General features: G+C 42.1%; 9 protein-coding genes. All 9 read right to left on the bottom strand.

The genetic code is table 11. The features are described 5' to 3' along the window. Positions 1–144 precede the first annotated feature (144 nt). The gene (gene ftsZ, locus ACFO3D_RS02210) at positions 145–1,284 is read right to left on the bottom strand and encodes a cell division protein FtsZ (protein ID WP_390292960.1); all 1,140 of its coding nucleotides are present in this window, start codon (positions 1,282–1,284) and stop codon (positions 145–147) included. 185 nt (positions 1,285–1,469) lie between these two features. Beyond that, positions 1,470–2,750, bottom strand: a complete 1,281-nt coding sequence (gene ftsA, locus ACFO3D_RS02205; RefSeq protein ID WP_390292959.1) for a cell division protein FtsA — start codon at positions 2,748–2,750, stop codon at positions 1,470–1,472. A 405-nt stretch (positions 2,751–3,155) separates the two neighbouring features. Then, the gene (locus ACFO3D_RS02200) at positions 3,156–3,956 is read right to left on the bottom strand and encodes a cell division protein FtsQ/DivIB (RefSeq protein ID WP_390292958.1); all 801 of its coding nucleotides are present in this window, start codon (positions 3,954–3,956) and stop codon (positions 3,156–3,158) included. 197 nt (positions 3,957–4,153) lie between these two features. After that, positions 4,154–5,266 carry a stage V sporulation protein E gene (spoVE, locus tag ACFO3D_RS02195; RefSeq protein WP_390292957.1) on the bottom strand — a complete coding sequence of 371 codons (1,113 nt, stop codon included), beginning with the start codon at positions 5,264–5,266 and terminating at the stop codon, positions 4,154–4,156. A gap of 75 nt (positions 5,267–5,341) precedes the next feature. Continuing rightward, on the bottom strand, positions 5,342–6,691 hold the full coding sequence (gene murD, locus ACFO3D_RS02190; RefSeq protein WP_390292956.1) for a UDP-N-acetylmuramoyl-L-alanine--D-glutamate ligase: 1,350 nt from the start codon (positions 6,689–6,691) through the stop codon (positions 5,342–5,344). Next, on the bottom strand, positions 6,688–7,671 hold the full coding sequence (gene mraY / locus ACFO3D_RS02185; protein ID WP_390292955.1) for a phospho-N-acetylmuramoyl-pentapeptide-transferase: 984 nt from the start codon (positions 7,669–7,671) through the stop codon (positions 6,688–6,690). Before mraY ends, murD begins: the two co-directional genes overlap by 4 nt. 38 nt (positions 7,672–7,709) lie before the next feature. Continuing rightward, positions 7,710–9,080 carry a UDP-N-acetylmuramoyl-tripeptide--D-alanyl-D-alanine ligase gene (locus ACFO3D_RS02180; protein ID WP_390292954.1) on the bottom strand — a complete coding sequence of 457 codons (1,371 nt, stop codon included), beginning with the start codon at positions 9,078–9,080 and terminating at the stop codon, positions 7,710–7,712. Then, positions 9,080–10,552: a UDP-N-acetylmuramoyl-L-alanyl-D-glutamate--2,6-diaminopimelate ligase gene (locus ACFO3D_RS02175; RefSeq protein WP_390292953.1), complete on the bottom strand. Its 1,473-nt coding sequence runs from the start codon at positions 10,550–10,552 to the stop codon at positions 9,080–9,082. The genes ACFO3D_RS02180 and ACFO3D_RS02175 overlap by 1 nt, the downstream gene beginning before the upstream one ends. 189 nt (positions 10,553–10,741) lie before the next feature. After that, complete coding sequence (locus tag ACFO3D_RS02170; protein WP_390292952.1) at positions 10,742–12,670, bottom strand: stage V sporulation protein D; 1,929 nt, start codon at positions 12,668–12,670, stop codon at positions 10,742–10,744. Positions 12,671–12,717 lie beyond the last annotated feature (47 nt).

The following is a 12,717-nucleotide window of genomic DNA, read 5'->3' as shown; positions in this document are numbered from 1 at the left end:
TGAGCGGTCGAACAAGTCGAGATTTCTTGCTAACACCGCTCATCGAGACGGTCTCCTTAATCGACACGATTATTTTCTTCCTAAACAAAGAAAAAAGCAACCAGATTTGGTCTGATTGCTTTATCTCTAATCTATTAAACTGATTTATCGGTTTCTATTACGGTTTCTCAGGAAGGTTGGGATATCAAGTTCCTCATCCTGATTAATGGAACGGTGCTGCTGATGTTGCGGTTGCCCCTGTTCTCTTGGTGTATCATCATTTTGTCGGGTTGCAGCCTGTTCACGATGATTGATCACCGGACGCTGTTTTGGCTGAGGGTTAATTTTTTGAGTTTCATCAAAGCCAGTCGCGATTACAGTTACTACAATTTCATCTTTAAGATTTTCATTAATTACCGAACCGAAGATAACGTTAACTTCATTATCTGCCGCGGAAGTAACCAGATCTGCAGCTTCCTGTACCTCGTAAAGACTAAGGTTAGCTCCACCAGTTATATTCATCAGAATACCATGCGCTCCATCGATTGATGTCTCGAGCAATGGTGAGGAAATAGCCTTTTTGGCAGCTTCGGTTGCACGGTTTTCTCCTGTGGCCACACCAATCCCCATTAATGCGGACCCTTTATCAAACATAATTGTTTTTACGTCAGCAAAGTCCACATTAATCAGCCCTGGTTTTGCGATCAGGTCAGAAATACCTTGTACACCCTGACGCAGCACATTATCCGCTTCACGGAATGCTTCAAGCATTGGTGTATTCTTATCAACGATTTCGAGAAGACGGTCATTCGGGATTACAATTAAAGTATCCACGCTGCTTTTAAGTGAATCAATTCCTGTAACAGCCTGTGTAGACCTTCTTTTACCTTCAAAAGTGAACGGCCGGGTTACAACTCCTACAGTAAGAGCTCCAAGTTCTTTGGCAATCTGTGCGATAACCGGAGCAGCTCCTGTACCGGTACCTCCACCCATTCCAGCAGTTACGAAAATCATATCTGCTCCTTGAAGTACTTCTTCGAGCTGCTCTTTATTCTCTTCAGCAGCCTTTTTACCTACTTCAGGATTAGCACCTGCACCAAGTCCGCGGGTAAGTTTACCGCCAATCTGCAGTTTTGTTTCTGCTTTTGATAGATTAAGAGCTTGAGCATCCGTGTTTACAGCGATGAATTCAACACCTTCTACACCGTGCTCTATCATGCGATTTACTGCGTTGCTGCCGCCACCGCCAACGCCAATAACTTTTATAGTTGCCAATTGATCCATATTCGTATCAAACTCTAACATATATTCGTTCCTCCTAATATGTAAAATTGCGAGAGTCCTGGAAGCTTTCTTTCTTCTGGGACTGCAGCTATTTACATTCTTTTAAATAAACAGCAGCAAAGCCCTGTTCAGTTATGCCATACAGACAGGTAAAGTCCTGTCCGTACACTGCTGAACAAAAATTTGTTTTCTCAAGGAACACCAGATTAATCAAAAAAGTATTTGAATAAATTAGCGAATCCTGATTCTTTTTTCTTAGGTTCAGAAGATTCTTCTGTTTTAGCCGGTTTTTTAGCTCGTTTCGGCTTCGCTTCATTTTGATTCATCACAACGGATGGATATAAGTCTTTTCCTTGTATTTTCGCATTGCGATAGGCAAATTGCAAGATTCCAACCCCTGCAGTAAATTGAGGTTCACGTACACCAATGTAATCAGGGATTGCAATCCGTACATTTGACTGGAAAAGTTCTTGTGCCAGTTCAAGTACACCCGGCATTTTCATTGTACCACCTGTCAGCACGTAACCACCAGGTAATTGCTGGTAACCCATTCGTCTGATTTCACGTTCCGCATAAGCAAAAATTTCTTCCAGACGCGCTTCAATCATATCCGCTATCTGAAGCTGGTTGTACATCTGCTTATTATTGCTTCCAATTACAGAAGCCTCAAAAGTTTCATCCTCTTTAGCATCATTGAAATAGGCATGTCCATAATTAAGCTTAATATCCTCTGCTTCTTCGGTGGAAGTCCGCAGACCAATTGATAGGTCCTTGGTAATGTTGTCTCCACCCAGTGGCACCACACTTGTAGACACCAGATGATCATTTTCAAAAATAGAAACGGTAGAACAACCGCCGCCTACTTCAATAAGTGTTACGCCAATGTTCTTTTCATCTTTGGATAGCGCCACAGTTCCAGCTGCTAGAGGCTGCAGACAAATATCTGACACTTCCAGATTGGCTCGTTCCACACATTTTAAAATGTTATGTAAAACTGTTTTAGAACAAGTAATAATTGTTCCTTCCATTTCCAGCCTTACACCGATCATTCCACGGGGATCGGTTATCTCATCCAACCCGTCCACGATGAACTGTTTCGGTATTACATCAATGATCTCTCTTTCCGGTGGGATGGATACAACCTGCGCCCCGTCAATGACACGGGTAATATCTTCATCACCGATTTCACGGTTCTCACTTTGAACGGCCACTACTCCATGGCACGGCTGCAGCTGTATGTGGTTACCATTGACCCCGACTACTACTCTGTCAATCTGCATTCCAACCATTCGTTCTGCCTGTTCAACAGCGTTCCGGATGGAATGGACTGTCTGGTCGATGTCCACAATTGCCCCTTTTTTCATGCCATTTGACTTTGCGGTTCCTACTCCAATGATATTCAGGGAATCATTTAATACTTCTCCGATAATTACTTTGATTTTTGATGTACCTATGTCAAGACTCACTAGTACGTCACTGTTGTTCAAAGAAAGGCACCTCCTGATTTCAGAAGCATCTGATTATGACATGTATCCCGTAGTTTTGTTGGGAATTCCAAGTTTGTTAGTATTACGACCCTTAAATAGAGCCGTTGGGATTATCAGATGGTTTCTCATATTCCGTTTTTCTTTTATTTTTATACTATAATCTACTATTTTAAAGGAATACTGTGGAAAAGAAAATATATATTGATTAATTCAATAAAAATCGCTGAAATCCTTCTATTTTCTAAATGTTTTTAATGTTTTTTTGAAGAAGAATCGATTTTTGCATGAATTACGCTAGAGCCTTTCGGAAAACATTTGGTATATATGACTTTCCACAATAATTTAATATTTTTTTCTCAGACAGAAAAAAAGAATTTCGGCTGACCAGGCGATATTATAACATGCCTAATTTTCCGTGTCATTTATCTCCTCATCACTGGCAGCCTCTTCTTCTACAGGTTTGTTGAATTCTTCAAAATAAGCCCCTACACCTATATGGATAATCCCTTTCTTATCTGGGTCAAGCTGCGAGACAATCGAAGGATAGACTTTCATTTTTTCGGCAAAATTTCGGATCGTACCATCAACTATGTACCCTTCATTCATGTACAGCTTAATTTTATTTTGGTTACCGTCTTCCGGATCCCAGTGTACTTCAGAGATTAAGCGGAGTATGCTTACTGGAAGTTTCTCAAGTTCCTGTGTCATTTCCTTTAAATAGTCTTTATCGGAGAATCCCAGAATCAATGGAGCGTCCCCGTTAATTGTTTCCTGTTTGACTTCTGTTAAAACCTCACTGTTGCCCAAAATCGGAAAAAAATTTCCTTTATTTTTTATATAGCCGACATGTTCGTATTCATTCAGCTTTATATGAACAGTCCAGGGGAGCTTTCTAGTGACCTCTGCAGATTCTACAGCGGGATTCTCACTTACTGATTTCACAATTTGTGCATCGTTAATCATCCAAATATTGGTATCCTGGTTAAGGCTTGTCTGCTTAATGACTTCCTCGTCAGAGACCATGGAGTTTCCTGTGACCTTTACAGTACGCACATGACTTAATGGAGACTGGAGATACACAATAATCGCAATCAAAACAAAAAAGACGGAAAGATAAAAAATCAGCCGGCGGTTTGCCTTCTTTTTCCGCTCCTGTTTCAGTTTTGGAATGCGGTCCTCAATCGAAACGACATTCTTTTTCTCCATTTATATTTCTCTTCCTTTTTCAGAGAGTTTAAACAAAAAACTGCCAAAACTATTAATTTACTTGTTTTAGAAAGAATAAAACGGCACTTTACAATGCCGCTTCCATCTGTTACATGAATTATATCACATAATGTATTTAAGTATGTAGTAAACTTTTCCCAGTTTACTTGATTTTTCATACTATTTTCAGGGTTTGCCTACATTTTCGAATACTTACTGATATTCAGCAGGATTCCGACCGAACAAAGCGTAAGTGTCAGGGAAGAGCCCCCGTAACTGAGAAATGGCAACGTAATCCCAGTTACCGGAATAAGCCCGATTACCACACTGATGTTGATCATCACCTGAATTGTAAGCATGGCCACAATCCCAAGTGCCAGAAACCTCCCATATGAATCAGGTGCTTCCAAAGCTATTTTAATTCCGCGCCAAAAAAGAATCATGAATAATATGATTACAAACGTACCACCAAGAAAACCGAGTTCCTCTGCGAGTATCGCAAAAATAAAATCGTTTTGGGGTTCTGGCAGGTAAAAGTATTTTTGCAGACTCTCGCCAAGCCCAAGACCCATTAACCCACCGGGACCGATAGCATATAGAGACTGGATGATCTGAAATCCATCTCCAAGCGGATCCTGCCATGGGTTCAAAAATGCCGTAATTCGGTTTATCCGGTACGGGGCAGAAGCTATCAGCAGGACAAACCCTACCACCCCAATTAACCCCAGTCCAAAAAAATGTAAAAGCCGTGCGCCAGCTGAGTAAATCATGGCCATACATGTGAGAACAAGTACAACGCCTGTCCCAAGGTCCGGCTGCAGCATGATCAGACCGAACGCTGCAAATACTAGAATCATAGATGGGAAGAAGCCTTTTTTAAAAGAAGTGATATACTTTTGCTGGGCCGATAAAAACACAGCCAAGTATATGATTAACCCCAGTTTCATAAACTCGGATGGCTGAATGCTGAACGCCCCTACACCAATCCAACTCTGGGCTCCACCCCGCTTCATACCAATCCCGGGAATGAGTACAACCAGGAGCAAAAAGAAACATATTAACAGCAGGATCTTGCTGTATTTTCTCCAATTCCCATACGGCACAGACATAATAAAAAACATTGCAACCACACCAGCGCTACAAAACAGCAGCTGGCGTTTAAGGTAAAAGAATTGATCAGCATATTTATATTCCGCCCAGACATACGAAGAACTATAGACCATTACGATTCCCACAATAAGCAGCATGAAAATAACGGTGAGCAACGTATAATCTGGTGCATACTTAGTTTTCAGCAGATTTCGGAACAAAAAAAACACCCCGTTTTCAGTTTCGTTAACAGGGGCGTAGAGTTATTCTTATTATGTCTTTTTTAATACAAGCCCCTACTTTAATGTATGCACGGCTTGTATAAACATGTCTCCTCTTTCTTCAAAAGTCCTGTACTGGTCCCAACTGGCACATGCAGGTGACAGGAGAATCACATTATCAGGTTCTGAAATCTCATATGCGTTTCGGACCGCATCTTCCATGGTGTCTGCTGACCTGATGATATCTATACCTGCTTTTTCCGCGGTACTTCTTAGTTTTTCGGATGTTTCCCCAAAAAGAACCATTCCCTTAACATTTTCGAGGTAAGGAATCAGGTCATCAAAGTCGTTCCCACGATCCAGTCCTCCAGCAAGCAGAACAGTAGGCTGCCTAAACGAGGATAACGCCTTTTGAGTCGCAAGCGTATTTGTCGCTTTGGAATCGTTATAGAAAAATCTTCCCTGGATATTTTCCACAAACTGCATCCGGTGTTTAACCGCCGAGAATGTGGTGAGCACTTCCTGAATTCCTTCATTCGTTGCACCGCTGAGCTTAGCCGCACAGACAGCCGCAAGTATGTTTTCCAGGTTGTGATCCCCTACAAGCACGATATCTTGCCTGTCGATCACTTTTTCACCCTGAAAGTAAACACCCTTTTCATCAGCCCAGGCACCATTCTCATATTTCTGTTTAAGTGAGAAAGGGATTTTGGATGCTTTTGCCTGTTCAATAGATTCTACAACTGTGGAATTGTCTGCATTATAGATTAAAAAATCCTCTTCTGACTGATTGCGAAAAATATTGCACTTAGCTTCCCGGTAGTTTTCAAACGTTTTATGATAATCCAGGTGAGCTTCATAAATATTTAGCAGAACCGCAACTTTCGGTTTAAATGCTTTAACACCCATCAACTGAAAAGATGACAGTTCAAGCACCATTTTTTCATCACTTTTCAGCTCATTCGCAACTTCGGTCGCCACATATCCGATATTTCCAGCAACCCGGACCTGCTGATTGCTTTTGGCCAGCATCTCGGTGGTTAGTGTCGTGGTCGTGGTTTTTCCATTTGACCCAGTAATCCCAATAATGGAAGTCTCCACTAGATTCCCTGCAATTTCTATTTCAGTTATAATCGGAATATCCCTGTTCTCAGCCTCAACAAGCAACGGTATGTCGTAAGGAATTCCCGGGTTTTTCACAATAACCTCGACACCTTCCAGAACAGATAAGGGATGTGAACCTGTTATCACTTCAGCACCAAGCTGTTTCAGGTCCTTAACAGACTGGGCGTTTTCATCAGCCTGTTTATCATTGACCCGTACCTTCCTTCCGTTCTCAAGAAGAAGCCTTGCTGCTGCAGTACCGCTTTTAGCTAATCCCAGGACCAGAATATTTGTATACGGAAAATTCTTCAGTTTCTTCAAGTTATCCACACCTCAATATATATGCCAAGAGCAGCAAAGATAAGTCCAACAAGCCAAAATGTTGTTACAACCCGCCATTCCGACCAGCCAAGCAGTTCATAGTGATGGTGAAGAGGACTCATTTTAAATACTCTCTTACCTGTAGTTTTAAAGGATATTACCTGAATGATGACAGATAATGTTTCAATTACAAATACGCCGCCGATGACAACTAAAATAATCTCAAGCTTTGTCAGAATTGCAATTGCAGCGATTGATCCGCCTAGCGCCAATGACCCGGTATCCCCCATAAATACTTTTGCGGGATGCGCGTTGAAAACCAGGAATCCGAGCAGCGCACCGACAACCGCCAATGAAAAGATTGTTACTTCACCTTGGGGAAAGCCATACCATGCCAGAACACCAAAGGCACCAAATGCTATTGCAGCGGTACCTGCCAATAGGCCATCAAGGCCATCCGTCAGGTTTACGGCATTGGAAGATCCGACGAGCATAAAAATAATCAGCAGGGCGTATCCGTATCCAAGTTCCCACTGAATTGATGTGCCTGGTATCTGAATATAAGTGGCAAAATCGTTATATTCCAAAATAAAATAAAAAACAAGTGCAATAATCAACTGTCCAAACATTTTTTGTTTGGACGTCAAACCTAAATTACGTTTCATTGCTACCTTGATAAAATCATCCAGAAATCCCAGCAGGCCATACCCTACCAGCACAAAAATCAGCAGCCATAGCTCATAGCCTATGTTTCCGCTGGATTTCCCTGCCATGATAAGTGAGGTGGCAAAAATGCTGAGTACAATCATAATTCCACCCATTGTAGGTGTTCCTGTTTTTTTCTGGTGTGACTGTGGACCTTCTTCTCGTATACTTTGCCCAAATTTCAACCGTCGTAAAAACGGAATGAAAATAGGTGACAGAAGGACGGTAATCAGGAACGCTATTGCAATTGTCATAAGTAGTACGGTTATATTCATTATTTCTCCTCCTTCTGCAGCGACCGTCCCATTCATCATTAAGCTGGATTAATCACATTCTCAACCAACTGCTCAAACTGCATGCCTCTCGAGGCCTTGAAAAGTATCAGTGTCTCTTTGGATAAATAGCTTTCCAGGGCTTGTAAAAGCTCCTCTTTCGAACCAAAATGGCTACATACTATATTTTGCTTTCTATCGGACACAACAGATGAAATTTCCTTTGCATCCTTTCCATATGTAAATAATACATGGATAGATGCATCGACACTGTCAGCCACCGACCGGTGAAAATCTCTGGACGCTTCCCCTAGTTCAAAAATATCACCGAGAACGAGCACCTTCCGTTCAAATCCATCCATTTGCCCAACAACGTTTATTGCCGCTTTCATCGAAGTCGGTGAGGCGTTATAGGCATCGTTAATAACTGAAACACCATTACGGCCTGTCAGCAACTCAAATCGCATAGACGTGTGCTGAAGAGCCATCAGTGCATCAGCTGCTCCGGTTTTTGATATACCCCCGATATGGTCGGCAACTGTAAGTGCAAACGCCGCATTAAGGGCATGATGTCTGCCAAGTAATGGAATAGCATATACCGTTTGATCTGATAATGTAAAGGTTGTTTGATTATGAGTTAGTTCCACATCATTAACTACCACATCATTATCAATTTCAAACCCGCAGGTAATCACATAATCAAGATTATGCATTTTGTTTAGTAAAGGTTCGTCCCCGTCTACAACAAGTAATCCATTTTCCTTTAAGCCACTGTTGATTTCCAGCTTAGCATCGGCTATTCCTTCTCGAGAACCTAAATACTCTATATGCGACTCACCAATATTGGTGATTACTGCATAATCAGGCTTGGCTATTTTTGACAATGTTTCAATTTCACCGGCCTGACTCATACCCATTTCCACTACAAGGACTTCTGTATCTGCAGGCATAGATAAAATTGTCAGTGGCAAACCAATATGATTATTGAGATTCCCTTTTGTATGGTGAGTCCGGTAACCTGAGCCTACAACTGAGGCCATCATATCTTTCGTGGTTGTTTTTCCATTTGAGCCGGTTATTCCTATTACAACCGGATTAATTTTATCCCGGTATGCACTTGCAAGCTGCTGAAGTGCCTTTAGTGTATCCTCCACAAAAAAGACAGGGAAGTCAGTCGGCACGAAACCAGGCAGTTTCCTGTCTTTCTGCCAGAGCGCTGCAATCGCCCCCTGATCGAAAGCTTGCTTGAAATAGTCGTGTCCATTAAACTTTTCCCCTACAATTGGTACAAACAATGACTTATGTGTTTCTTTTCTGCTGTCTGTACTTACTTCATCTATCGGAATGCCTGGGCTGACAGCTCCTTTATATTCGTTAAAAATCGTTTTAAGCCACTCTGTATGAAATAACATTATGATTGCTCCTTAGCTTTGATAGCTTCTCTGGCAACTTCACGGTCATCAAAATCATAACGATGATGGCCGATTTCCTGATAGGTTTCGTGACCCTTACCAGCAATTAATACAATATCATCTTTTTCCGCCAGGCTTACTGCGTGGAAAATAGCATCGCGTCTTCCCTCGATTACTTCATAATGATTCTCCTGCAGTTCTCCGGTCATATCTTCAAGAATTAACGTTGGATCCTCTGTGCGCGGATTATCGGATGTAAAAATGACATGGTCAGCATACTGCATCGCAATCCCTGCCATTAACGGGCGCTTTGTGCGATCACGGTCTCCGCCACAACCAACCACAACATATACTTTCCTTTCAGCAAATCCTTTTATCGTCTGCAGTACATTTTCAAGCGAATCCGGTGTGTGCGCATAATCCACTATAACTGCATAGGGCTTGCTGCCATCCACTGGTTCAAACCTACCTCGTACACCGCCTATTCGTTTAAGAGCATTCTTGATAGTAACCAGGGGTATACCCGCAGAAATAGCTGCAGCACTAGCGGCAAGCATATTATAGACATTAAACTTTCCGATTAGCCTGCTGCTTATCTCAATAGAGCCGACTGGTGTCTCCATCGTAAATGAAGTTCTATTGACTTCTAATTTAATATTAGTTGCCATTACCTGTGCTGAATTTTCACACCCGTAAGAGACGATATGCTGGGCTGTACTGCGCTGAATTATTCTGCTGCTAGGGTCATCCACATTAAGAATGGCGTATTTTTTCTTGTTATTGTTATAGGTATTCCCCAACTGGGCAAACAAAAGACTCTTTGCGTGCAGGTAATCATCCATGTCCTTATGGTAGTCCAGATGATCCTGCGACAGGTTGGTGAATATTGCAATATCAAAATCACAGCCGTATACCCGCCCCATATCAAGTGCGTGCGAAGAGACTTCCATAATTGCCTTATCAACGTCCTTTTCAATCATCTCACGGAAAGTCCGTTGCAGGAAGAGCGCATCAGGCGTAGTATTATTTACAGGAAATGCATCCTGGCCGATTTTCATCTGAATTGTTCCGATCACCCCGGTCTTTAACTCGTACTCATTGAAGATGGATTCCAGCAGATATGAAATTGTAGTTTTTCCATTTGTGCCGGTAACACCAATAAGCGGCAGGCTAGCTGTTGGATAATCGTAAAATTTTGCGGCAATCATAGCAATCGCTCTGGACGAATCAGCAACAATTATTGTAGGAACCGGAACATCAAGTTTCCGCTCAGCTAAAATAGCACTTGCCCCGTTCTCAACAGCTTGATCCACAAAATCATGGCCATCCAGGGTAAAGCCATTGATACAAACAAACAAACTTCCTCTGGTAACCCTTCGTGAATCCACCTCTATATTACTGATTTCTACACTATCGAATGCCACCGCAGATTCATAGAATGGTAAAGCAGCAAGAATTTCAGATAATCTCATTTAAAACATCCTATTCTATAGTAATATCCCACTTCTATATTTAGATAAAATGTGATAATAAGAGGGTGCTTTTTCACCCTCCTATTTAATTACCACTACACAAGGTTTTTACACCTGTATAATTCATTGTTTTGAAGAGTCGCTTAAACTTTCGTTTTTCATTATAGCAAAAAAATCGGATGTTCACGATTAATTTTTATTGGACAGATAAATCCTGATTGTATCACCTTGTTCCACTTTAGTCCCGGCATGAGGTTCCTGATCAACGATATAGTTTCCACTCCCACTTGTCTCTATAGATAAATTCGTCAGATATTGGGTTAACTCCTCTTTTTTCAAACCTACAAGGTCAGGAACTTCCACTTTTGGCTGCTCTGGCCAGGTATATTCTTTGGACAGACCGTTATCCCGTGGCTCTACTCCCATTACATGCATACTATCCTCTATAATAGTCCCCACAATTGGAGCTGTTACCACCCCGCCAAACTGGACTGTATTCTTTGGATTATCAATCGCTACATAGACAACAATCTCCGGGTCATCAGCAGGCGCTACACCAATAAAGGAAAGAATATAGTTATTGTTCATATAGTTGCCGTCCGGGCCGACTTTTTGGGCCGTACCTGTCTTACCCCCAACACGGTAACCTTCCACATACGCTGGGCGTCCAGTTCCCTTTGCAACTACGCTTTCCAATGCCATTCGTATTTCTTTTGAGGTGGACTCGGAAATCACCCGTTCTTTCATTTCAGGTTCGATTTTTTCCACAACGTTATTTGTGCGTGGGTCAATCCATGCATTTGCAATTTGCGGTTCATACAGTCGCCCGCCATTGACAGCTGCGGCTACCGCCATAACCTGCTGAATTGGAGTAACAGAAACCCCCTGTCCGAACGAAGTGGTGGCGAGTTCGACTGGTCCGATTCGTTCAGGCTTAAATAATATACCACTTGCCTCACCATTTAAATCAATACCAGTTTTATTTCCAAAACCAAAATCCCTGATATAGCTGAAAAGCCTTTCCTCGCCAAGTTTCATCCCCAGACTGACAAACCCTGGGTTACACGAGTTTTGTACGACTTCAAGATATGTCTGGCTTCCATGCCCACCACTTTTCCAGCAATGAAGCTCAGTACCTCCCACCGAAATATCCCCATCATCCATAAAGTGGTCATTCTGTAAATCTACAACCTCTTCTTCGAGGGCTGCAGCAAGCGTAATAATTTTGAACGTAGAACCAGGCTCATACGTACTCCAAATTGGCAGGTTACGGTTATATACCTTTGCATCCACGTTTTGATAATTCTCCGGATTAAAATTCGGACGTGAGGTCATACCTAATATTCCGCCTGTATCAGGATCCACCGCAATGGCAAGTGCTCCATCCGGATTATACTTGGAAACTGCAAGATCAAGTTCCCGCTCCATGATTGTTTGGATTTTAGAGTTGATGGTCGTTTTCAGATTAAGGCCATCCTCGGGCGGTTTATAGATATCTGCAATTTGTTCAAGTTTCTTCCCTTTTGCATCGGAGTAAAAAGACAGGCTGCCTTCTTCCCCGTCTAGTTTTTCATTATAAAAAAGTTCGAGTCCCATGAGCCCCTGGTTATCTATGCCGGCGAACCCCAGAACATGCGATAGATCGTCACCGAAGGGGTAGTGCCGCTTAGAATCCTTAGCAAGGTATACACCATCCAGATTTAGTGTCTTGAATGCCTTTTCCTGTTGCTCCGTTATTTTTCTGCCAGCAGGATGAATCCGGGTATAAACGGCATCTCTGGTAACATATTCGTATGCCTTCTCTTCAGATATATTTAATATATCTGCTATCTTACCGGCCGTTTCCTGTGGATTTTTAATTTGCTTGGGAACAACGATCACAGACGGCGCCGACACATTTTCTGCAAGTACTACTCCGTTCCTGTCCAAAATATTTCCCCGCTCGGCCTCAAAAGTGATGTCCCTGCTCCATGAGTCATTGGCCAGTTTCATCAGTTCATCACCAATCACAAACTGAACATATCCCAGCCTGAAATCAATCACTGTAAAAAACAGCAGCCCGCAAAGAAAAACAGTGACTATTCGTTTTCTTACTGTTACAGCAGATACACGTTTCATTCTCCATCCCCTTTTCATAGGTAGGCTTGTATCAACTATATGAGTAT

The organism is Virgibacillus kekensis (genome assembly GCF_042654125.1).
Classification (GTDB): Bacteria; Bacillota; Bacilli; order Bacillales; family Amphibacillaceae; genus Lentibacillus; species Lentibacillus kekensis.
Note: the sequence above shows the minus strand (reverse complement) of the source record. Positions and strands in the feature narration are given on the sequence as shown.

What these genes read in the sequence shown, in the direction of transcription:
- ACFO3D_RS02180 (WP_390292954.1), bottom strand. Translation starts at nt 9,080, where the DNA reads ATGTTATTTCATACAGAGTGGCTTAAAACGATTTTTAACGAATATAAA.
- ACFO3D_RS02170 (WP_390292952.1), bottom strand. Translation starts at nt 12,670, where the DNA reads ATGAAACGTGTATCTGCTGTAACAGTAAGAAAACGAATAGTCACTGTT.
- ACFO3D_RS02175 (WP_390292953.1), bottom strand. Translation starts at nt 10,552, where the DNA reads ATGAGATTATCTGAAATTCTTGCTGCTTTACCATTCTATGAATCTGCG.
- ACFO3D_RS02200 (WP_390292958.1), bottom strand. Translation starts at nt 3,956, where the DNA reads ATGGAGAAAAAGAATGTCGTTTCGATTGAGGACCGCATTCCAAAACTG.
- mraY (WP_390292955.1), bottom strand. Translation starts at nt 7,671, where the DNA reads ATGAATATAACCGTACTACTTATGACAATTGCAATAGCGTTCCTGATT.
- ftsZ (WP_390292960.1), bottom strand. Translation starts at nt 1,284, where the DNA reads ATGTTAGAGTTTGATACGAATATGGATCAATTGGCAACTATAAAAGTT.